General features: G+C 72.8%; 25 protein-coding genes and 7 tRNA genes. 13 read left to right on the top strand and 19 right to left on the bottom strand.

All coding sequences use genetic code 11. The annotated features are described in order from the left end of the window. Positions 1-39: 39 nt before the first annotated feature. Positions 40-516: an SRPBCC family protein gene (locus ZF1_RS17495; protein WP_224402138.1), complete on the bottom strand. Its 477-nt coding sequence runs from the start codon at positions 514-516 to the stop codon at positions 40-42. Between the two features lie 140 nt (positions 517-656). Between ZF1_RS17495 and ZF1_RS17490 the strand changes: the two genes are divergently transcribed. Together ZF1_RS17490 and ZF1_RS17485 are read left to right on the top strand one after the other, a co-directional pair. Then, complete coding sequence (locus ZF1_RS17490) at positions 657-1730, top strand: phosphotransferase family protein (protein WP_482637817.1); 1074 nt, start codon at positions 657-659, stop codon at positions 1728-1730. 103 nt (positions 1731-1833) lie between these two features. Beyond that, a complete protein-coding gene (locus ZF1_RS17485; RefSeq protein WP_062395952.1) occupies positions 1834-2319 on the top strand; it encodes a DUF6069 family protein in 486 nt (161 codons plus the stop codon). Between the two features lie 2 nt (positions 2320-2321). On the opposite strand, the gene ZF1_RS17480 is transcribed toward ZF1_RS17485, so the two are convergent. Then, on the bottom strand, positions 2322-3662 hold the full coding sequence (locus ZF1_RS17480) for a cytochrome P450 (RefSeq protein ID WP_482637816.1): 1341 nt from the start codon (positions 3660-3662) through the stop codon (positions 2322-2324). 122 nt (positions 3663-3784) lie between these two features. Between ZF1_RS17480 and ZF1_RS17475 the strand changes: the two genes are divergently transcribed. Next, entirely contained in the window at positions 3785-4660 is an 876-nt protein-coding gene (locus tag ZF1_RS17475; RefSeq protein ID WP_251784996.1) for a metallophosphoesterase family protein, read from the top strand. Positions 4661-4717: 57 nt separating this feature from the next. After that, complete coding sequence (locus ZF1_RS17470; RefSeq protein WP_482637815.1) at positions 4718-6061, top strand: FAD-dependent oxidoreductase; 1344 nt, start codon at positions 4718-4720, stop codon at positions 6059-6061. Between the two features lie 65 nt (positions 6062-6126). On the opposite strand, the gene ZF1_RS17465 is transcribed toward ZF1_RS17470, so the two are convergent. Together ZF1_RS17465 and ZF1_RS17460 are read right to left on the bottom strand one after the other, a co-directional pair. After that, positions 6127-6429, bottom strand: a complete 303-nt coding sequence (locus tag ZF1_RS17465; protein ID WP_179762439.1) for a hypothetical protein — start codon at positions 6427-6429, stop codon at positions 6127-6129. Positions 6430-6450: 21 nt separating this feature from the next. Continuing rightward, positions 6451-6705, bottom strand: a complete 255-nt coding sequence (locus ZF1_RS17460) for a type B 50S ribosomal protein L31 (RefSeq protein ID WP_020624102.1) — start codon at positions 6703-6705, stop codon at positions 6451-6453. 75 nt (positions 6706-6780) lie between these two features. Between ZF1_RS17460 and ZF1_RS17455 the strand changes: the two genes are divergently transcribed. Both ZF1_RS17455 and ZF1_RS17450 read left to right on the top strand, forming a co-directional pair. Next, positions 6781-7188, top strand: coding sequence for a hypothetical protein (locus ZF1_RS17455; RefSeq protein ID WP_405416576.1), 408 nt, complete (start codon positions 6781-6783; stop codon positions 7186-7188). 97 nt (positions 7189-7285) lie between these two features. Further along, complete coding sequence (locus ZF1_RS17450; protein ID WP_405416577.1) at positions 7286-8104, top strand: SDR family oxidoreductase; 819 nt, start codon at positions 7286-7288, stop codon at positions 8102-8104. Positions 8105-8106: 2 nt separating this feature from the next. Here the strand turns inward: ZF1_RS17450 and ZF1_RS17445 are convergent. Further along, positions 8107-8182 (bottom strand) — tRNA-Gly (locus ZF1_RS17445). A 113-nt stretch (positions 8183-8295) separates the two neighbouring features. Between ZF1_RS17445 and ZF1_RS17440 the strand changes: the two genes are divergently transcribed. Further along, the gene (locus tag ZF1_RS17440) at positions 8296-9042 is read left to right on the top strand and encodes an SDR family oxidoreductase (RefSeq protein ID WP_405416578.1); all 747 of its coding nucleotides are present in this window, start codon (positions 8296-8298) and stop codon (positions 9040-9042) included. A gap of 68 nt (positions 9043-9110) precedes the next feature. Here the strand turns inward: ZF1_RS17440 and ZF1_RS17435 are convergent. From ZF1_RS17435 to ZF1_RS17410, 6 genes are all read right to left on the bottom strand, one after another. Continuing rightward, positions 9111-9185 (bottom strand) — tRNA-Val (locus ZF1_RS17435). 1 nt (position 9186) lies between these two features. After that, positions 9187-9258 (bottom strand) — tRNA-Cys (locus tag ZF1_RS17430). A gap of 30 nt (positions 9259-9288) precedes the next feature. Then, positions 9289-9361: transfer RNA gene (locus ZF1_RS17425), tRNA-Gly, on the bottom strand. Between the two features lie 235 nt (positions 9362-9596). Then, positions 9597-9671 (bottom strand) — tRNA-Val (locus ZF1_RS17420). Positions 9672-9690: 19 nt separating this feature from the next. Beyond that, positions 9691-9763 (bottom strand) — tRNA-Gly (locus ZF1_RS17415). Positions 9764-9919: 156 nt separating this feature from the next. Next, positions 9920-10348 carry an SsgA family sporulation/cell division regulator gene (locus ZF1_RS17410; RefSeq protein ID WP_482637814.1) on the bottom strand — a complete coding sequence of 143 codons (429 nt, stop codon included), beginning with the start codon at positions 10346-10348 and terminating at the stop codon, positions 9920-9922. 278 nt (positions 10349-10626) lie between these two features. Between ZF1_RS17410 and ZF1_RS17405 the strand changes: the two genes are divergently transcribed. The 4 genes from ZF1_RS17405 (at position 10627) to ZF1_RS17390 (ending at position 12894) form a co-directional block, all read left to right on the top strand. Then, complete coding sequence (locus ZF1_RS17405; protein ID WP_251784990.1) at positions 10627-11304, top strand: RNA polymerase sigma factor; 678 nt, start codon at positions 10627-10629, stop codon at positions 11302-11304. Between the two features lie 20 nt (positions 11305-11324). Further along, entirely contained in the window at positions 11325-12206 is an 882-nt protein-coding gene (locus ZF1_RS17400) for an anti-sigma factor (protein WP_482637813.1), read from the top strand. A 26-nt stretch (positions 12207-12232) separates the two neighbouring features. Next, positions 12233-12760, top strand: a complete 528-nt coding sequence (locus ZF1_RS17395) for a TIGR02611 family protein (RefSeq protein WP_482637812.1) — start codon at positions 12233-12235, stop codon at positions 12758-12760. Between the two features lie 62 nt (positions 12761-12822). Continuing rightward, positions 12823-12894 (top strand) — tRNA-Val (locus ZF1_RS17390). Between the two features lie 97 nt (positions 12895-12991). Here the strand turns inward: ZF1_RS17390 and ZF1_RS17385 are convergent. From ZF1_RS17385 to ZF1_RS17355, 7 genes are all read right to left on the bottom strand, one after another. Next, the gene (locus ZF1_RS17385) at positions 12992-14230 is read right to left on the bottom strand and encodes a tyrosine-type recombinase/integrase (RefSeq protein WP_482637811.1); all 1239 of its coding nucleotides are present in this window, start codon (positions 14228-14230) and stop codon (positions 12992-12994) included. Further along, positions 14230-14421: a helix-turn-helix domain-containing protein gene (locus tag ZF1_RS17380; RefSeq protein ID WP_482637810.1), complete on the bottom strand. Its 192-nt coding sequence runs from the start codon at positions 14419-14421 to the stop codon at positions 14230-14232. Before ZF1_RS17380 ends, ZF1_RS17385 begins: the two co-directional genes overlap by 1 nt. Positions 14422-14441: 20 nt before the next feature. Further along, positions 14442-15974 (bottom strand): replication initiator, encoded by a 1533-nt coding sequence (locus tag ZF1_RS17375; RefSeq protein WP_482637809.1) that lies wholly within the window; start codon positions 15972-15974, stop codon positions 14442-14444. Next, complete coding sequence (locus ZF1_RS17370) at positions 15974-16291, bottom strand: hypothetical protein (protein WP_482637808.1); 318 nt, start codon at positions 16289-16291, stop codon at positions 15974-15976. The genes ZF1_RS17375 and ZF1_RS17370 overlap by 1 nt, the downstream gene beginning before the upstream one ends. Continuing rightward, positions 16288-17259 carry an FtsK/SpoIIIE domain-containing protein gene (locus ZF1_RS17365; RefSeq protein ID WP_482637807.1) on the bottom strand — a complete coding sequence of 324 codons (972 nt, stop codon included), beginning with the start codon at positions 17257-17259 and terminating at the stop codon, positions 16288-16290. Before ZF1_RS17365 ends, ZF1_RS17370 begins: the two co-directional genes overlap by 4 nt. Continuing rightward, positions 17252-18061, bottom strand: coding sequence for a hypothetical protein (locus ZF1_RS17360; protein WP_482637806.1), 810 nt, complete (start codon positions 18059-18061; stop codon positions 17252-17254). Before ZF1_RS17360 ends, ZF1_RS17365 begins: the two co-directional genes overlap by 8 nt. Before the next feature lie 115 nt (positions 18062-18176). Further along, on the bottom strand, positions 18177-18500 hold the full coding sequence (locus tag ZF1_RS17355; protein WP_482637805.1) for a hypothetical protein: 324 nt from the start codon (positions 18498-18500) through the stop codon (positions 18177-18179). Positions 18501-18657: 157 nt separating this feature from the next. Here ZF1_RS17355 and ZF1_RS17350 point away from each other — a divergent pair, with 157 nt between their 5' ends. Together ZF1_RS17350 and ZF1_RS17345 are read left to right on the top strand one after the other, a co-directional pair. After that, on the top strand, positions 18658-19401 hold the full coding sequence (locus ZF1_RS17350; protein WP_482637804.1) for a helix-turn-helix domain-containing protein: 744 nt from the start codon (positions 18658-18660) through the stop codon (positions 19399-19401). A gap of 7 nt (positions 19402-19408) precedes the next feature. Next, positions 19409-19876, top strand: a complete 468-nt coding sequence (locus ZF1_RS17345) for an NUDIX hydrolase (protein WP_482637803.1) — start codon at positions 19409-19411, stop codon at positions 19874-19876. Here the strand turns inward: ZF1_RS17345 and ZF1_RS17340 are convergent. Continuing rightward, positions 19867-20421 (bottom strand): HD domain-containing protein, encoded by a 555-nt coding sequence (locus ZF1_RS17340; RefSeq protein WP_482638718.1) that lies wholly within the window; start codon positions 20419-20421, stop codon positions 19867-19869. The two genes, ZF1_RS17345 and ZF1_RS17340, sit on opposite strands and share 10 nt — an antisense overlap. Between the last annotated feature and the right edge of the window lie 275 nt (positions 20422-20696).

The raw sequence follows: 20696 nt of genomic DNA, 5'->3' as shown, positions 1-20696 counted from the left end.
GCCCGGTGACCGGTGCGGCGCCGTCGGGTGTGGACGGTCTCAGGAGGAGGCGGCCCGTCCGGCCTTCTCGATCGAGTCCGCGAGCTGGTCCTCGCTGAGCATCGGGAAGAAGCCGCGGAAGCCCTGGTCCTGCACGCCGCTCCAGTCGTAGACCTGGGTGACCGTCGTGCCGTCGCCCTCGGGCGCGAGGTGCCAGGTGTAGGTGTGGCCCTCGGCGCGCACGTCGCCGATCGTGTCCTTCTTCGCGTCGATCGGGTGCATCGACGGCGCCCAGCCGATCACGCGGTCCTGCTCGAAGGACGTGACGGTGTTCTTCATCTGGTAGTCGCCGAGGTCGCCGTTGTGCATGTTCATCACGAACTCGTCGCCGACACCGCTGATCTCCGTCGAGCCCTCGACGCCCCGCAGCATGCCGGCGCCGTCGATCTCCTGGTGCCGGGTGGGGGTGGACAGCAGCGCGAACAGCTGCTGCGGGGTGGCGGACACGGTGCGGGTGACGGTGATCTGGTCGCTCACGGGTTCCTCTCCCACCGGTCGTCGTCGACGGCGCCGGGGTGCGCCGGACGCGACCGGTCATGATCAGGGGAGAGGTGCCCGCAATCGTCGCGCCCGAAACGGGGGTGGTCGGCGCGGGGGCGATCATGTTGCATCGGGGGATGACCGACGCACACGACGGGGTGGACCCGGTCGCCCTGACCCGCTGGCTGGCCGCCGAGGTGCCGCAGGTCGAGCTCGGCGACGGCCCGGTGGCCGTGGAGCGGATCTCCGGCGGGCACTCCAACCTGACCTTCCGGGTCACCGACGCCCGCGGCACGCCGTACGCGCTGCGCCGCCCGCCGACCGGGGGCGTGCTCGCCACCGCACACGACATGGGCCGGGAGTGGCGCTTCCTGACCGCGCTGGCCGGCACCGCGGTCCCGGTGCCGGAGCCGGTCGCCCTGTGCTCGGACACCGCGGTGCTGGGCGCCGGCTTCTACCTGATGGGCTGGGTGGACGGCGTGGTCCCGGGGGACCGCGCCGCGGGCGAGGCCGTCCCCGAACCGGAGCGGCGGGCCTGCGGTCTCGACACCGCCGAGGTGCTCGCGGCGCTGCACGCCGTCGACCCGGCCGAGGTGGGGCTCGGCGACCTGGAGCGGCCCGGCCGCTACCTGGAACGGCAGCTGCGCCGCTGGCACCGGCAGGCGCACGCGGGCGCGTTCACCGACCTCGCCGCGCTCGACGCCGCGCACGCCGCGCTGGTCGAGGCGATGCCGCCGGAGCCGGACGGCGGGCCGCGGATCGCCCACGGCGACTTCCGGCCGGGGAACCTGTCGTTCCGCGGCGGCCGGATCACCGGCGTCTTCGACTGGGAGCTCGCGGCCCTGGGGGAGCCGCTGGCCGACCTGGGGTGGCTGCTGGCGTCCTGGGAGCGTCCGGGCGACACGCTGCCCGCGATCACCAGCGGCCCGACCGCGGCGCCCGGCTGGCCCGACCGCGACCTCGTCGCCACCCGCTACGCCGAGCGCTCCGGGCGCGCGCTGGACCAGCTGCCGTACTGGGTGGCGTTCGCGCACTGGCGCTGTGCCTGCATCGGGACCGGGGTCTGGACGCGCTACGCCCAGGGCAACATGGGCTCGGGCGCCGAGTCCGGGGAGGCCCTGGAGCGCCGTCGCGGGCGCGTGGTCGCCGACGCGGAGGCCGCGCTCGCCGCGTTGCGGCGCGGGCCGACGGGGCGTCCTCGCGGGGCGTAGTCTGCTGCCCACCACAGGTGATCACCCGGGCCCGGGTGGTCCCCGTCGCGCCGCGCCACACCGACGCCGCGCACGGCCCGTCCGCGACCGGGGGAGTACGACGATGTCCGAGGCCGACGACCGCACCCGAGAGATGAGCCGGGAGACCGCCCGGCCGCGTCCCCGCAGCGGGGTGAACCCCGGTCGGCTGTGGGCCGGCGGTGTGGCGACGGCGGTGATCGCCGCGTTGATCGCCCTGGTGGGGCTGCTGATCCTGCAGGTCCTGCTGCAGATCCCGTACCTGGCCCCGGCCGTCTCCGAGCCGCTCGACGGCTGGGCCGCGGCGCAGAGCCTCGCGATCTGGGCGGCGGTCGCCGGGCTGGCGGCCACCGGGCTCGCGCACCTGCTGCTGGTCGCGGTGCCGAGCCCGATGTCCTACTTCGGCTGGATCGCGGGGCTGCTCACCGCGCTGGCCGCGGTGTCCCCGCTGATCCTCACCGAGCAACCCTGGACCGTCCGCATCGCCACCGCGGTGATCCACCTCGTGATCGGGATGTCGATCATCAGCCTGGTGACGACGACGGTCACCAGCGCCACCAACCGGGCCTGAGCTCAGGCGTCGACGGGGACCCGGGCGTCGCCCAGGCGGACCGGCAGCGTCCGGTAGCCGCGCAGCACCCGGGTCCCGCGCAGCTCGGCCGGGCCGTCGGCGCGCAGGTCGGGGTAGCGGTCGAACAGCGCCCGCAGCCCCACCTCGCCCTCCATCTTCGCCAGCGCCGCGCCCAGGCAGTAGTGGATCCCCTGGCTGAACGCCACGTGCCGGTCCGCGCCCGCGCGCCCGACGTCGAACCGGGCGGGGTCGGGGAACACGTCCGGGTCGCGGTTCGCGCCCCCGAGGTGGGTGAGCACCAGCGCGCCCCGCTTGACCGGGAACCCGCACACCTCGGTGTCGCGCGCGGCGACGCGCCCGGTCCGCTGGACGGGGGAGTCGTAGCGCAGGACCTCGTCGACGGCGTTCGGCCACAGCGCCGGGTCGGCCTGCAGCCGGGCGAGCTCGTCGGGGTGGGTCAGCAGCAGCCGGGTGCCGTTGCCGATGAGGTTGACCGTCGTCTCGAACCCGGCGGCGAGCAGCAGCATCGCCAGCGACAGCAGCTCGTCGTGGGTGAGCCGGCCCTCCTCCTGGTCGTAGGCGGCGACCAGCGAGGACAGGATGGAGTCGTTGGGCTCCCGGCGCAGCCGCTCGAAGTGCCCGGCCATCCAGTCGGTGAGCGCATCGATGTCGCGCTCGGTGCGGTGGAACGTCGCGTAGTCCAGGCCCATGTCGAGGGAGTAGGCGCCGCCCTCGCCCCACTCCAGGAACTTCTCCCGCATCTCCACCGGCGCCCCGAGCATCTCGGTGATGACGGTCGCGGGCAGCAGTGAGGCGTAGCCGGAGATGACGTCGGCCCGCCGGTCGGCGCCGGTGCGGGCCTCCAGGTCGGCGAGCAGCTGTGCGGCGACCTCCTCGGTGCGCCCGCGCAGCGACGAGATCGCCTTGGCGCTGAACGAGCGGGTGACCAGCTTGCGGACCCGGTTGTGGTCCGGCGGGTCGATCGACAGCAGCGACGGCGGCTCGGCCGGCCCGAGCGGCCAGGTCCCGCCCGCGGCGAGCAGCGCGCGCAGCAGGCCCGGCGCGTTCTCCGGCATGCGCAGGCCGACGCAGAAGTCGGAACTGCGCAGCACCTCGGTGGTGATCTCGTGGTCGACCGTGGTCCAGGTCAGCGCGGAACGCACCATCCGGCCCTGCTCACGGATCTGCTCGTAGGCCGGGTACGGGTCCCGGACCGCGTCCGGGTTGATGATCATGTGCGCGCCCAGGTCACCCTTGGCCGCCTGACGGGTCACCTCCCGCCGCATCGCCCCGTGCCGCAGCACCCACCGGATCCACCGTCGTACTCCCCGCGATGCCGCCATCCCGGCCTCCCCGCCTCGTCGTCGAGCTCGGTCCCGAAGCTACCAGCAGTAAGTTACCGCGGGTAGGTACGTTTCCGGCCCCGGCGGACGGTGGGCCGGACCCCACCGGGTAACAATGGCGGGTGACCGCCGTCGGGGAGCCGCGCCTGCTCGCGGTCAGTGACCTGCACGTGCGGCACGCGGAGAACGCCGACATCGCCGCGGGGCTGCACCCGGGTCACCCGGGGGACTGGCTGATCGTCGCGGGTGACGTCGACGAGCGGATCGAGAGCGTCGTCGCCACGCTCGCCGTGCTGCGGGAGCGTTTCGCGCAGGTGCTGTGGACCCCGGGCAACCACGAGCTCTGGACCCGCGCCAAGAACGCCCGGGCCGACGCGGTCGAGCAGCTCGCCGGCGTCGCCCGCTACGACGAGCTGGTCCGTCGCTGCCGGGACGTCGGGGTGCTGACCCCGGAGGACGCGTGGCCGGTGTGGGACGGCCCGGGTGGACCGGCCGTCGTCGCGTCACTGTTCGTGCCCTACGACTACTCGTTCCTGCCCGCCGGCACCACGACGTCGGAGGAGGGGCTGGCCGCCGCGTACGCCGCCGGTGTCGTCTGCACCGACGAGTACCTGCTCCATCCGGCCCCGTACGCCACGCGGGCCGAGTGGTCCGCGGCCCGGGTGGCGTCGACGGCGGCCCGCCTGGACGCGCTCGACCCGGACCTGCCGACGGTGCTGGTCAACCACTGGCCGCTGGTCCGCGAGCCCTGCGACGTCCTCTGGTACCCGGAGTTCGCGCTCTGGTGCGGCACGACGGCGACGGCGGACTGGCACCGCCGCTACCGGGCGCGGGTGGTCGTGCACGGCCACCTGCACATCCCGCGGACGGTCACGGTCGACGGCGTCCCGTTCGTCGAGGTGTCGCTGGGCTACCCGCGGGAGTGGCGACGCCACTCCGAGCGGGTCGGCGGCCACTTCCCGGATCTGTTGCCGCGCACGGTGTTGCCTGCGTCATAGTTAGGTAAGGCTTACCTTGCTATAGCCTCGGGGGTCCGTCGACACCCGAGGAGAACGATGACTGCGCTGCGCGTCGCCGTGATCGGCGCCGGTCCGGCTGCCGTCTACGCCGCCGACACCCTGCTGAAGTCCGATGCCGACGTCGCCGTGGACCTGTTCGAGAAGCTGCCCGCCCCGTTCGGGCTGGTCCGCTACGGCGTCGCCCCGGACCACCCGCGGATCAAGCAGATCGTGCACGCCCTGCACCGCGTGCTGGACCGCCCCGGCGTGCGGCTGTTCGGCAACGTCCACGTCGGGACCGACATCACCCTGTCCGACCTGCGCGACCACTACGACGCGGTCATCGCGGCCACCGGCTGCGAGCGGGACCGGGACCTCGACGTGCCCGGCGTCGACCTTCCGGGCAGCCACGGCGCCGCCCGCTTCGTGCAGTGGTACGACGGCCACCCCGACGTGCCCCGCGACTGGACGCTCGACGCGTCGTCGGTCGCGGTGATCGGCGCCGGGAACGTGGCCCTGGACGTCGCCCGGATCCTGGCGAGCACCGCCGAGGGCCTCTCGGGTACCGAGATCCCGGACTCGGTCCACGCCGGGCTCGCGGTCAACCAGGCCACGGACGTGCACGTGTTCGCCCGCCGCGGGATCGCGCACGCCCGGTTCAGCCCGATGGAGCTGCGCGAGCTCGACCACGTGCCGGGCGTCGAGGTGGTCGTCGACCCGGCCGACGTCGAGTTCGACGAGGTCGCCGCCGCCGAGGTCCGCTCGGCCAAGCACGTCGAGATGGTGGTGCGGACACTGCAGGGATGGGCGCTGCGGGACCGGCGCGGCGACCCGCGCCGGGTGCACCTGCACTTCCTCGCGCGCCCCGAGCGGATCCTCGGCACCGACCGCGTCGAGGGCATCCGGATCGAGCGCACCGAGTACACCGGCCACGGCGACGTCCGCGACACCGGCGAGTTCACCGACATACCGGTCGGTGCGGTCTACCGGGCGATCGGCTACACCGGCTCGCACCTGGCCGGGTTGCCCTTCGACCACGAGCACGGCGTGCTGCCGCACCGCGAGGGGAGGGTGCACGACATCGACGGCCAGGAGCTGCCCGGCGTCTACGCCGTCGGCTGGATCAAGCGCGGCCCGGTCGGGCTGATCGGGCACACCAAGGGCTGCGCCTCGGAGACCGTCGCGAGCCTGCTGGCCGACGCGCCGCAGCTGCCCCGGGCGCCCCGCCGCGACCCGGCCGAGGTCGACGCGCTGCTGGAACGCCGGGGCGTGGAGTACACGACCTGGACCGGCTGGCTCGCGCTCGACAAGCACGAGCGCGGCCTCGGCGAGGCACGCGGCCGCGAGCGGACGAAGGTCGTGCCGCGCGAGGACATGGTGGAGATCAGCAGGACGGGATGACCCTCCGGCCCACGACGCCGGATGCCGGGGTGGGTGGTCGCGGAACCCCGCGGCCGCCCACCCGATCACTCCCGCGGGTCCCGGGGCCCGGGCAGTGCCCGTGGGGGTCGGCGCCCGACCGGCTCGCGCCGTCCCCGCTCCCGGGGCGGGACGAACAGCCACCACAGGATCCACAGCCCCGGGCCGCTGGTCAGCAGGATCGCGGTGGCCAGCCAGCCGTCGCGCCACAGGGCGCCGGCGACGATCCAGCCCGCGATCCACACCACCATCGCGACGAGCCGGATCCGGATGCGACGACCGTGCTCGACCGTCAGCGGCTCGGTCAGGTCGGTGACGACCTGGACCCGTTCGCGACGGCGGCGGCGCATGCCTCCCGACGCTACGCGGGCCTAGCCGCGCGTGCGCTCCCCGAAGCGGCGGCGGAACTTCTCGACCTGGCCCGCGGCGTCGAGCACCCGGGCGTTGCCCGTCCAGAACGGGTGCGACGCCGAGGTCGTGTCCACCTTGATCAGGGGATAGGTGTTCCCGTCCGACCACTCGACGGTCTCGCGCGAGGTCTCGGTCGACCGGGTCAGGAACTCGTCGCCGGTGGACGTGTCGCGGTAGACGACCGGACCGTACGGGGGGTGGATGCCGGGCTTCACGGTGTTCCTCCTGCGTCGCGGGTGTTACCGTCGACTGTAATCGACAACGATTACTGTTTGCAGGAAGGGGTGCCGGTGGACGGGTTCACGGTGGTCCGGTGCGGGGCCTGCGCCCACGCGCCGTCGGGGTTCGACGAGGACGCGCACGGCACCGTCGCGGCCCTGCCCGGCGTCGACGAGGTGCTGGTCGAGGGCCTGCGCGCGGTGGTGCAGGACAGCACCCAGGGGGTGCTCGTGACCGCGGGGTGCCGGCTCGGGCCGGGTGTCTGCGCGGCGCGGCGGCCCGGGCTGATGGTGCTGGTGCAGGCGTGCGACGCCGCCCGCACGCGTCCCGAGTCGCCGGTGGTCGCGGTCGGCCCGGTCCGCGGCACCGACGACGTCCGTGCGGTGACCCGCTGGCTGCAGGACGGCGGCGCCCCCGACCCGCAGGCACTGCCCGCTCGGCTGCGCTGCGCGATCACCCCGGAGACCGCCCGGGGCTGACGCACGCGAAGCGCCTCCCCGGGCCGCCGGCCGGTGACGTCGGCGCGGGGCGACAACTCCCTCGCGCGGGCGCGCCCCGGTCGGGCAGGGTCGGGGAGTGAGCACGCTGCGCCGGGACCCGATGCCGTTGCGCGGCCGGACCGCGCTCGTGACCGGAGGCGGCCGGCGCGGCGGGATCGGGCACGCGACCGCCTGCCGGCTCGCCGCCTACGGCGCGGCCGTCGTCGTGCACCACTTCGCCCCGCACGACGCGACGCAGGAGTGGGGCGCCGACGACGTCGACGCCGCTCTCGCGGAGGTCCGGGGACACGCGACGGCACCGGTCGCCGGGGTGCACGCCGACCTCGCCGACCCGGCCGCGCCGCAGCGTCTGCTCGACGCCGCCCGCGAGCTCACCGGGCCGGTCGACCTGCTCGTCGCCAACCAGGCCCTGTCGGGCTCCGACGGTCCGCTGGGGGAGCTGTCCGAGGAGCTGGACCGGCACTGGGCGGTCGACGCCCGCGCGTCGATCCTGCTGGTCCAGGCGTGGGCGAACGCGCACGACGACACCCGCCCCGGCGGCGCGGCCGTCCTGCTCACCTCGGGGCAGGCACGCGGGCCGATGCCGGGCGAGGTGGCCTACGCAGCGGCGAAGGCGGCCGTCGCGGGCATCACCCCGACGCTGGCCGACCAGCTCGCGGACCGGCGGCTGCGGGTCAACACGGTGAACCCGGGGCCGGTCGACACCGGCTACCTCGGCGCGCAGGCGTTCCGGGCGATGGCCCCGATGTTCCCGTTCGGCCGATTCGGTGAGCCCGACGACCCGGCCCGGCTGATCGCGTGGCTGTGCACCGACGAGGCGGCCTGGATCACCGGACAGGTGATCGACTCGGAGGGTGGGTTCGCCCGGCATCGCAACGGGTGGCGACCGTGGTGACGTGGAGCGGACGACGGGATTCGAACCCGCGACCCTCACCTTGGCAAGGTGATGCGCTACCAGCTGCGCTACGTCCGCAGTCGCACCGTCTCCGGCGCGTGCTGCCCCACGATAACGCACCCGCTCCCGGGAGCTGCGCCGCACCCCGGCGATGATCACTACGTCGCCGGGTCCGCGGGTACACCGCTGTCATGAGCGGACGGTTGGACGGGACGACGGTGATCGTGACGGGCGCGTCGAGCGGTATCGGCGAGGCGACCGCCCGGGCGCTGGCAGCCGAGGGGGCGACGGTGGCGCTGCTGGCCCGGCGCCGGGAGCGCCTCGAGGCGCTGGCGACGGAGCTGCCGAGGGCGTCGGTGCACCCGGTGGACGTCACCGACGACGACGCGCTGCACGCCGCCGTCGCGGCGGTGGTCGAGCAGCACGGCGGGCTGGACGTCCTCGTCAACAACGCCGGCTTCGGGTCCTGGGGCCCGGCGGCCGAGTCCGACGTCGCGGACTGGCGTACGATGATCGACGTCAACCTCACGGGCGTCCTGTCGACGACGCACGCGGCCCTGCCGCACCTGGCGACGGCGGCCGGTGGGCCGCGCGGCGTCGCCGACGTGGTCACGATCAGCTCGGTGGCCGGGCGGCGGGTCCCGTCGCCGGAGAGCAACGTCTACGCGGCCACCAAGCACGGGGTCGGCGCGTTCTGCGAGGCGCTGCGCCAGGAGTACGCCGAGCGCCACGTACGGGTCGGCCTCGTGGAGCCCGGCCTGGTCGCCTCGGAGATGACGACCTCGGGTGCGGAGTACGCACCGGATGCGACCTCGAAGGGCGGGCGCGGGGTGCTGAAGCCCGCCGACATCGCCGACGCCGTCGTCTACATCGTGACCCGCCCGCGGCACGCGGCGGTCAACGAGATGCTCGTGCGCCCGGTGGAACAGGTGCGCTGAACCGCGGCGGGGGAGGCCCGGAAAGCAGAATCCCCGGGGCCGGACTTCCGGCCCCGGGGATCCGGGAATGGTGCGCGATACTGGGATTGAACCAGTGACCCCTACCGTGTCAAGGTAGTGCTCTCCCGCTGAGCTAATCGCGCGAGGCGGCGGCGGGAATCGAACCCGCGTACAGGGCTTTGCAGGCCCTTGCCTAAGCCACTCGGCCACGCCGCCGGAAACCGGCCTGCTGTCGGGGCCCGGCAGAGCGGACGACGGGATTCGAACCCGCGACCCTCACCTTGGCAAGGTGATGCGCTACCAGCTGCGCTACGTCCGCATGTCGCACCGTTCCCGAGGTGTTTCCGCAAGTTCCCGGTGCGTTGGGAGAACAGTAGCGCACCGTCCGTGGCCGCTGTCGAGGGGGTACCCGATGATCGTCCGTCCAGGTCAGCGGGGCCACGACCGCCGGACGAGCGCGGGGGAGGGTGCCGTGGGGGGTCGGCGGTGCGCGTCGCCGTACCCGGAAATGCGAAATCCCCGGGGCCGATGTGCGGCCCCGGGGATCCGGGAAATGGTGCGCGATACTGGGATTGAACCAGTGACCCCTACCGTGTCAAGGTAGTGCTCTCCCGCTGAGCTAATCGCGCGTGGGAAGAGAAGTCTCCGAGCGGACGACGGGATTCGAACCCGCGACCCTCACCTTGGCAAGGTGATGCGCTACCAGCTGCGCTACGTCCGCACCGTGCACCGCGTCCTGGGCCGTGAGGCCCGTCCGCGGTGCGGTGAGAGAACACTAGCACCCGCCCCGAGGGGGGTCCGACCGCCCCCTCTCTCCACCACCGGATGTCCTCTCACGTGCGGAGACGGGCTCCGCCCGGTGGTGGGGTACGTCGGGTCAGTCCCGGGCGGTGGTGTCGAGCAGGTCGGCGAGGGCGGCGTCGAAGTCGAGCCACGAGTACTCGGCGGCGGCCGGCACGGCGTCGTAGGTCGCCTGCAGGAACTCCGACAGCGTCGCCGCGGAGGTGGTGAACAGGGCGTGGCCCGACGGAGAGGTGAGCTCGAGCTCGATCCGGGTCGGGTCGTCGCTCATCGGCTGCACCCGGACGTCGCCGGTGCCGGCGGAGTCGACCAGCCCGTCGCCGAGCAGGTCGCGGGCGAAGACCCAGTCGACCGTGGTGTGGTGACCGGTCTTGAACGAGGCCTGCACGGCGTAGGGGTCGCGGCTGGTGTAGGACAGCTCGACCTTCACGGGAACGACAGGCGCGTCCGGAGCGATGAGCTCGAACATGGCCGTCGCCCGGATCGTCTTGGACTCGTCGCGCATCGGTGATCCTCTTTCGTGGGGGCGTTGCGTGGGGCGTCAGTGTGGGAACGAGACAGAAGGCCTCGGGGTGACGGGTTCGATGCGCAAGAACGTGGATCACCGTGGGATGACCCCCGATCGAGTCACAACGGTGTAACTCGCTGCGTGTGGCGACAGGGCTGAACGGGCTCCGCGCCGTCCTGGCGTGTGAGCCGTGTGACCGAGAACGACTACTCTCGTCGGAGTTCGAACCGGAACGGGTACGGACACCGAACACAGCAATCGTGAGGACAACGCTGGTGGCAGGCATCGCCGATCCGCCGGACCGCCCCGAGCACGGGCGGGCCGCCGGGCCTGCCGCGCGCCGTGACCCGTCGCGTCGTGACGACGCGGGGGACACGCGACTCGTGCAACGGATCGTGTCGGGCGACTCGACCGCACTGGGTGAGCTGTACGACCGCTTCGGGCGTCAGGCCTACTCCCTCGCACGACGTATCTGTGCCGACGAGGGGCTGGCCGAGGACGTCGTGCAGGAGGTCTTCCTGGCCTTCTGGCGCGACCCGTCGCGCTTCGACCCGGCCAAGGGCCGCTTCGGTACCTGGCTGCTGACCCTGGTGCACCACAAGTCCGTCGACGCCGTCCGCCGGGAGAGCGCCATCCGGCGCCGCACCGTCCCGGCGTCGGACGACGGCGCGGAGTGGAACGCCCCGCCCGGCCCGGGCGCCGACGAGGGGGCCATCGGCGCACTCGTCGCCGGACAGGTGCGCGACGCGCTCGGTCAGCTGCCCGCGGACCAGCGGAAGGTCCTCGCGCTGGCGTACTACGGCGGCTACACACAACGCGAGGTGGCTGCGATGACCGGGGTGCCGCTGGGCACCGTGAAGTCCCGCATGTTCACCGGGGTGGCCAAGCTCCGGAACCTGCTGGGCCCGGCGCTCGGGGAGGCCGGGGGAGACCTGGCGGGAGGGCTGTCGTGAACGAGGGGAGGCCCTGTCCGATGAACGAACAGACGGTCGGGTGGGCGCTGCACGCCCTCGAACCCGACGAGGAGATCGAGGTGGTGCAGCACCTCGAGGGCTGCGACGAGTGCCGACGGCTCGCCGCGGACGTCGCCGGGACGACGACCGTGCTCGGTGGCGCGGTGCCGCAGGTCGAGCCGCCGTCGTCGCTGCGTGAGTCGATCCTGGAGCAGGCCCGGCAGACCCCGCAGGTCGGACGCGAGTCCGACCGCCCGGTGCCGAGGCACGCCCTCCGTGACGAGACGTCGGCCACCGGCGCCGCGTCCGACGGGGGGGCGCGCGCCCGCCCGTCGCGGTCCGAGCCGTCCACCGGGCCCGCGACACGCCCGTCGGGAGGTGCCGGACGCGGTCCGGCCCGGAACGGGTGGTCGCGCCGCCCCGGACGGGTCCTGGTCGCGGCGGCCCTCGCACTCGCGGTGATCGTCGGCGGGGGAGCGGCGGTCGGTCGGGTGCAGTCGCTGCAGGCCGAGCGGGACGCGAGCCTCGCGCAGGCCCAGGAGCTGCGCGACGTGCTCTCCGCCATCGCGCAGCCCGGGACACCGCACGCGTTCCTCTCCGCGGAGCCGGGGGCGCCGATGGTGGCCGCGGTCGTCGTGAAGGACGGACAGCGCCAGGTCATGCCGATGGGGCTGGACCCCAACGAGACCGCGGACCAGACCTACGTCCTGTGGGGACTCGACGGTGACGGAACTCCGCGCGCGGTCGGCACGTTCGACGTGCGAGCGGGGCAGTCGGGACCGGTGTCCGTAGAATCGCCCGACAGCGGGAGCTACGGGACATACGCCGTCTCGCTCGAGCGCGGAAGGGAGGCTCCTCCCGCGCCGACCAAGGTAGTCGCGGCCGGGCAGGTGGAGACCTGAGTACGACGGAGAAGAACGACGTCGGTGTGCCGGCGTCCGGGAGAACCACCTCCGGGCGCCGGTACACCGGTATCCGCAAGAAGTACCGGCGGGCGAAGGTCCGCTACCGCGTGTTCCGGGCCCGCGTGGCCCGCAACCCGGTGCTGGACCTGACCTACCGGATCACCATGGGGGTCCTCGGCACCGCGATCGTGATCATCGGGATCATCGCGCTGCCCGCACCGGGTCCCGGCTGGGCAATCATCTTCCTCGGCCTGGGCGTGCTCGCCGCCGAGTTCGGCTGGGCGCAGCGGCTCCTGCACTGGGTCCGTGTCCGCTACGGCGGCTGGGTGGCTTGGATGGGCCGCCAGAACCGCGTGGTGCAGCTGTTGGTGATGACGCTGATCCTCGGCACGGTCGCCGTGTGCGCGTGGCTGTTCGGGATCTTTGAGACGGCCGGCGGGTGGGTGGGGATCCACTGGGAGTGGCTGCGCTCGCCGCTGCTGCCGCTGATCCAGCCGCCGCCCCCGCCGGTGCCCGTTCCGGGATCGGAGCTGGTCACGGGCCCGCGGTGATCCACGGGTGACCCCCGTGAACGGCGGTGGGACGGGCTGTGTAGAGTTGGTTTCACCGCTGAGGGCGATTAGCTCAGGGGGAGAGCGCTTCGTTCACACCGAAGAGGTCACTGGTTCGATCCCAGTATCGCCCACAGTCAAAACCCCTGGTCACAGCCTCGCAAGAGGTTCGGGACCGGGGGTTTTCTCGTTCCTCGGGACGAGTAGGCAGCGTGGAGGCAGCAGCGGTCATCAGGCACGCTGCCCGAGGCCGGCGGCTCCGGAGCCGTCGGCCGGGTTCTCGTCGTCGAGGGCCTGGAGGATGCGCGCGGAGTTGTCGGTCCGCCGGGTATAGAGATCCAGCGTCGTCGACGACCGCTCGTGCCCCAGGACCCGCTGCACCATGTTCGGCGGAACGCCGTCGTCGACGAGCCAGGTGGCGTACGAGTGGCGTAGGTCGTGGAAGCGGAGACCGTCGGCGCTGCTGCGGGCGACCTCCATCACGGCCTGGGCGTACGTCGGGGCAGTCTCCGTGTGCTGGTTGCCCTCCCGATCGAGCCAGCGAGCCCGGAACAGCTTCGGACCGACCTGGACCACGGAGCCCAGAAGACCGGCCCGGACGAGCGACGGCCGCCAGACCCGCGAGCGGAAGATCGTCCGGCCCAGCGGCCCGCCGAGCTCGTTCGCGAAGATCGGCGATGTCGATTCCTGCGGCCAGCGGCGCACGTGCTCCCGGATCGCGGTCACGACCCACTGGGGGAGCGGGACGACGCGACGGCCCGCCGTCGACTTCGGGAACGGCTTGAAGCTCCGCTTGCCCGCGACCTCGATCACCGTGCGCACGATGGACACCGTCCCGGCATCTAGGTCCACGACGTCCTCCCGTAGACCGGCGACCTCACCCCAGCGGAGGCCGGCCCCGGCAGCGGTCGCGACGAGAGCGCGGTGACGTTCGGGCACGGCGGGCAGCAGTACGCCGCGCAGGTCCTCCCGGCTGATCACCCGCTCGTCGGTGTCCTGCCGCCGCCGCTTGGGGATCCGGACGTCCATCGCCGGGTTGAAGGCGATCAGCCGGTTCCGCACCGCGGAGCGCAGGACCGCCGAGGTGAGCCGGTATGCCTCGGCCACGGTCGCGCGGGACCGGGTGCGTCCCAGCTCGGTGACCCACTGCTGGACGGACAGGTGGTCGATCTTGGCGAGCTGCCAGTCCGCCCACTGGGGCAGGACGTGGGTACGCATCACCGATCGGTCCCGAGCCGCGGTGGTCTGTTCGGTGTTCCAGGACGCGGCCCACGCCTCGGCGTGATCGCCGAACGTCATCCGGCCCGCGTGCGGGGAGACGTAGGTCCCGTGGCTCTTGGAGGTCTCGGTCTCCGCGAGGAAGGCGCCGGCCTCCTTCTTCGTCCGGAACGTCTTGGAGCGCTGCCGTCCGGTGGGGTCACGCCAGAACGCCTTGTAGCGCCCACCGTCGGTCTTGCGCACGAACCCCATCAGGCCACGCCCCGAACGGTTGCCCTGGTCTCGCCGTCCAGCCAGGCGTGGAACCGGTTCCGCGGGATCAGCCATCGGCGGCCGACCCGGATCGCCGGGATCTCACCGCTCCGGACCTGCTCGTACGCGACCCCTCGGGCGACGCCGAGCATCTCGGCGACCTGCTCCACGGTGTAGGTCAACTGCTCCACCTGTCTCTCCTCCCTCGTCGTCATGCGGTGGTCGTGCTCAGTTCCTCGCGGGCGGTGCGCCTCCTGGCCCGTGCCTGTGCGGCGGCGGTGTTGGCGAGCAGGGCGTCGGCGGTGGTGTGCCAGCCGATCCCGGCGAAGTGCAGCGCCGAGATGACAACCTCCGTGGTGTCCTCGCCGTCGTCCAGGCGCTCGACGTCCTCGGCGGCGGGGCGGGGGTTGGCGTGGTCGCGCTGCCAGTCCCGCCGTGCCTGCCGCAACGCGGTCAACGTGGTGGAGTAGCGCCGCGAGCGGGTGGAGAAGTGGCCGGCGAAGCCGAGCATGTGCGCCCACCGCCACAGCCGCCCCCAGGACGTCGACCACTCGTCGGGGTCCCAGCCACCGGGGCGTTGCCCGAGGCGCCAGCAGGCGTCGATCTGACGCCCGGAGTGGGTGGCGTGGTCGGTGTAGGAGCGCACCGTATCCGGGCGCAGCCGCGTCGAGAGATGCCCGGCGGTCTCGGTCGCCTTCGTGGCGTACTTGGCGAGGTAGGCGGCGACGGCGGTCGTGGTGATCTCCGCAGCGTCGTCGAGGTCGCGGGCGGCGAGCCGGACGGGTCGGGGGTCGACCTGCTCGCCCCACGCGATCGGCCAGCCCTGAGGCCGGTAGGGGTGCGGGGCGGTGGTGAACGAGGTCTCGGTGACCGCGGAGCGGAGCAGCAGCGCGACCTGGGCGACCGAGACGCCGGGCGGCGGCGACAGGGTCAGGTGCGACAGGCCTGGGTCGGGGTCGCGGCCGTCGAGCCGGACCAGAGCGTGCAGGTGCACGGCGCCGCGGGCCTGGAACTCGGCGACCTTGGTGTAGCTCAGCCGGAGGTTGGCGCCGGTGAGCTTCTCGAGCTGCCGCAGGTTGCGGGTGGCGGCGATCATCGTGCGGCGCCAGAGTTCGCCGACGTGCAGGTTCCACACCGCCTGGTGCGGGTGGTCGTAGCAGTCCAAGCACAGCGGCCGCCCGACGCGCGGGTCGTCTGCGGCGTGGTGCTCCCAGCAGGCGTGCGACACACCGTGCCCGCAGCTCGTCTCGTCGCGGCGGGGGCGGCACGGAAGAGGCCGGCCTTTCCGGTCCGTCCGGTGAGCGTGGACCGGCCCGAACGAGGGCGCGGTGACGGTCAGGAACACGCACGGGTGCGCGGCGACGCTGGCCGGGGTGCCTTTGCCGCCGACCAGTCCGGCGGTGACGAGCTGGAAGGTGTCGGCGCGGTAGGTCTCGGCACACGAGGGGCAGACGGAGGCGCGGCGGTTGCCGCAGGCGGTGTAGATCAGGCCGTCGGGCATCTCGGCGGTGTGGCGCTCGGAGGTGATGCGGCCGGTGGCTTCCTCGACCCGGAACACGTTCCCGGACAGGCGGATCGGGTGGGCGCATCCGGCGGCGGGGGTGACGTGGCGCAGCCAGCCAGCGAAATCCTCACGTCGTCCGGCAGCAGCGACGAGGTCGGCCGCGGGGGTCTGTCCGGCCAGACGCGTGAGCCGTCGGGCCGCAAGGCTGTCGACGGTCGCCGAGCCGTGGCCGGTGCTCATCACGCCACCCGAGCCGCAACGTTGCGGGTGTACTCGCGGGCGGTGCAGGCCCAGTCGGCTGCAGCGCGCAGGGCAGCGGCCTCGGCGTCGGACACAGCCGCGACATAGACCAGCGGGATCGTGTGATCGGCGATGGTGGTGCGGGCGAGCACAGACCACCAGCGGGCGTCGCGGGCGTGCAATGCGGCGAGGAAGTCGGCCCACTCGGTAGCGGTGAGGGCTCCGCGGTCGTAGCGGGCGCTGACCTGACGGCGGGCGGCCGCGCACCGACGCAGCCCGTCATGGACCAGCTCGGCGGTCGTCGGGCTGGCGGTCATGCCGCACCACCAGTGGCGTCGTCGAGGTCCTGGCCGTGGGCGATCCCGGCGGCAAGCCGTCGCAGCGCAGCGCGGTCAGCCAGGGCGTAGACCTGCTCATCGGACAGATGCGCAGCCTTGATCCGGCGCGGGACACCACCTTCGGCGAGCAGGAACCCGATGCCCTTCGTCTCCGGAGCCACGCTCGCGGCGGAGTGACCGCGGGAGGCCCAGCCGTGCCCGAGCACGATGTCCGAGGACGCGTCGGTGGTGCAGCGGAACGCCCACCGGTAGCCGAATAGGTCCCGCAGGCTCGTGGGGATGATGTCCGAGGACGGGCGCTGCGTGGCTGCGACGACGATGATCCCGGCCGCGCGGCCCCGGGCCACCAGGTCCCGCACGAGGACCGAGAAGGCTTCCTGCTCGCGCTTGGTCCCGACCGTCGCGGAGAAGTAGGCCAGCTCGTCGAGCACGACCACGATCGGCGGGACACCGTCAGCGGGGGCGATCTTGCGGCGCCGCTCGTCGTCGAGAACGGCGTAGCGCTGATCCATCTCCGACTGCAGGTCCAGCAGTGCCGCGATGGCGTCGTCGAGGCTGTTGGCGACGAACCGGTCCGCGCAGCTCCGCCAGAGGCCGAGTTCGACGATCTTGCCGTCGAACAGCCACAACCGGCAGTCGGTCGCGAGTGCGGCGTGGGCGACGATGTTGTTCAGCCCCACCGACTTGCCCGCGCCGGGCTCCCCGGCCAGGAGCATGTTGCGGTAGATCAGCGGGACCCGGACCGGACGCCCGTCCTCGGCGATCCCGAGGTGGATCGGCTCCCAGATCGACGGGCCGTCGTCGGTGCGGCGCTCCCGGCGGTGGGCGCGGTACTCGTCGGCCCAGCGGCGCAGGACCAGCAGCGGGCGGACCAGTCGACCGGTCGCATCCTCGGCAGGGATCGTGAGGGGCAGGGGCAGGGGCTGTGTGGGCGGGTGCTCAGACATAGTCCGACCAGTCCCCACCACGCCCGCCGTCGGACGGGCCGTCGAACGCGGGCTGAGGGGCCGCGGGCAGCGCCGCACGGGACGCCTCACGCCGCGGAGTCGGAACCGGCGAGTCGGGGCCGTCGTTGGTGGGCCAGCCCGGGTCATGGATGTCGCCGGAGGCGTAGCGGAACAGGTCCGAGCGGATCAGATTCGGCGCCAGCGGGTCGCGACGGATGATCTCCACCCGCACGACGTTGGTGAACCGCGGCCACACCACCACCCGCGCCTCACGGGCGAAACACGCCGACGCCAGCTCTTCCGCCTGATCCGCGACGGCATGCGGAGCGATCCCGGCGCGCAGCACCACCCACACGACCTCACCGACCTGCGTCGGACGAGCCCACACCGTCAACGGGCACGCCCGAGAACGGGAGTTCAGGACCCGGCACTCGACCAGGACCTGACGGACCCGGTGGCGGGTGAGCACGGCCTGGGCGCGGTGGAACAGGAACCGCCGCGTCCACGGCAGCCCTGCCAGCACCAGCCCGACCGCGACGAACAGCGCCACCCGCGTCGCGGTGTCAAAGCCGGTGCCCGGGACGGCGACGAATCGGCCGGCCTCGTCACGGGCGTGGTCCGGGCCCAGCGCGACCCACGCCCACACGCCGACGGCGAGGACGAGCAGCTCCGCGCGCAGCCGCAGGAGCAGGGCGGCGACGCGGACGGCGGGGTTGGCGGGCGGGGCGGAGATGATCTCGAAGGAGTCCACACGGGACTTCCCGGCACCGAAGGTGCGGGCAGGAGCGGCGTTGCGAGCCATGACAGGGCCTTCCGGACGCGGGGCGGGCGACGAGGCAGGAGCGGCGAGGTGCCGGGGTGCGGGGCGGGACTCCGGGGACGACAGCCCCGACCCGCACCACCGACCAGACAGGCGGTCAGGACGCCTTGGACGCCTGCACGTGGGCGGGCTCGATCCGGTCGGCCTTGAACGCCACACCGGCCCGCTGGCCCTGCTGCCACGGGATCGCCACCAGACCCACCGGGCGGACCTCCGCGCCCTGCTCCACCTGCGGAGCACCCGGGGTCGTGATGGTCAGGATCTCCGCGCCCTCCGCGTCGACCTTGACCAGCTGCGTGGTGAACAGCGGCGTCCCGGTCTGCCGGTCGGTGCGCTGACGGCCGTCCATGTCGTTCTTCGGACGCGGAGCCGCGCCCACGGTGTAGCGGGTACCGGTGGTGTCGACCTTGATCGTTGCCATGACCGTCCTCCAGGGACTGAATCGGGATGGCCCTCGTAGCGGGGCAGGTCCAACACTCCGGAAATCACCGGGACGGCCCGACCACACAGAGGGACATCTCAGGACGTCTCAGCTAGGATCAAGACGTCCCAGCTCGTGTCCACGGAGGGGTACGGCGATGGCGAACGAGCGACTGCGCGACGCGCTGATGAGCGCCGGCCTCACGCCCGCGACGGCGGCCGAGCAGATCGGCGTTGACGCCAAGACCGTCGAGCGGTGGGCCACCCAGGGCCGCACCCCGTACGCCCGGCACCGGGCCGCGCTGTCCGCGCTGGTCGGGCAGAGCGAGTCCTATCTGTGGCCCGCGGCGGTGCCGCCGGAGCGTCAGGCGAGGATCGCGGCCTCGGAGATCGTCGCGGCCTACCCGCACCGCGGCGCGGTCCCGGCCGAGCTGTGGGACGAGCTGCTCGCCTCGGCGACGGACCGGATCGACGTCCTGGTCCACGCCGGCCAGTTCCTCATCGAGCGTCCGGACTTCATTCGCACCGTGGCCGAGAAGGCCGGCGCCGGTGTGACCGTGCGGATCAACTTCGGCGACCCCGACAGCGACGCCGTCGAGCTGCGCAGCCAGGAAGAACGCCTCGGGACCGGGACGCTCGCCGCGCGGATCCGCTACGGGCTGGCCGCGTACCGGCCGCTACTGGACACCCCGGGCATCGAGTTCCGGTTCCACACGACCACGCTCTACAACTCGATCTTCCGGTTCGACGACCAGGCCATCATCAACACCCACGTCTACGGGGTCCCGGGCGCTCACGCCCCTGCGCTGCATCTGCGCAAGCTCGGCGCCGGGGACCTGTTCGACACCTATGCGCGTAGTTTCGTCGACGTGTGGAGCACCTCGACCCCAGCGCATTGGTGACCGGCGCGTGGCCCGGACCGACCACTTCCACGACCCCGACGCGCCGAAGGCGACCAGCATCGTCATCGCCGTGAGCGCGTTCGTCACCGACGAGCGGGACCGGCTGCTGATGATCCGGCGCACCGACAACGGCCTCTACGCGCTCCCCGGCGGACGCCACGAGCTCGGCGAGACCATGACCGAGACCGCGGTCCGCGAGACCGACGAGGAGACCGGCATCCGCATTGAGGTCACCAGCCTGGTCGGGATCTACAGCAACCCCGACCACGTCATGGCCTACACCGACGGCGAAGTCCGACAAGAGTTCTCCATCTGCTTCCGCGCCCGGCCGGTGGGCGGGGAACCGCGGACGAGCGACGAGTCCTCAGAAGTGCTGTGGGTCGAGCGGGCCGCGCTGGACAGCATCGACGTCCATCCCTCGATCCGGCTGCGCATCGAGCACGGGTTCAGCCGGCGGGACCCGTACTACACCTGACCGCCCAGACCGGCGGACGACAACCACGCCTCTGCTCGATCCACGGCACCACGGCGGTCGGCCATGCTGCCGTCGAGAGCACGGCTCACGTAGTGGTCGGCGGGATAGCGCTCCCGCATCTCTGCCATGCGCTCGTCGAACGAGACGCGCTCGCCGTCCGGACTCGTGGTCATGTCGAGGTACCAGAGCAGATCGCGGACGAGGCCCTGCGGATCGTCGAAGGCACGCAGCTCGTCGAGCAGGCCCAGGACGTCAGCCTCGTGGGCCGCAGCGGAGTGGAATGCGACCAGGCCACACATCAGGTCATCCGCACCCCAGTCGCGGAGTGCACGGGCACCGTCGAGCGGATGGAACCGTGTCGCACCGAGGTCCGGCGCGTAGCCGACATCATGGAGCCAGCAGGCGGCGACGAGGACCGGGCCGCAATCGAGATGTGGGCCGATGACCTCAGCGCGTGTGGCGACGCCCTGGACGTGGTTCCAGCGACGCGGCAACGCCTCGGCGAGGTGGCGTTCTGCCACCGAGCGGGCTGCGTCGAGGACCATCACATCTCCGAGCCTAAGAGGCTGCCCGGGCGCTTGCCCGGACCATTGACCGTGGCCGACCGAAATCCACTCGCTCGGTCGGTGAGGACTTTCTTCACGTCTTCAAGCCGGCCCTGACGGGCCGGACGGACGGCGTCGCTGCCGGTTCGCCTATCGCCTCCGGCCCGGCGACCGGCGCGCGCACGCCCGCCACGGAGTCAGGCCCCAGCGGGGACGCAGAAGTCCCCACCGCCGACGAACTGTGCGACAGGGACGAACGGAACCGGGCCGGGGGA

This window comes from Pseudonocardia sp. ZF1 (assembly GCF_056835605.1).
Note: the sequence above shows the minus strand (reverse complement) of the source record. Positions and strands in the feature narration are given on the sequence as shown.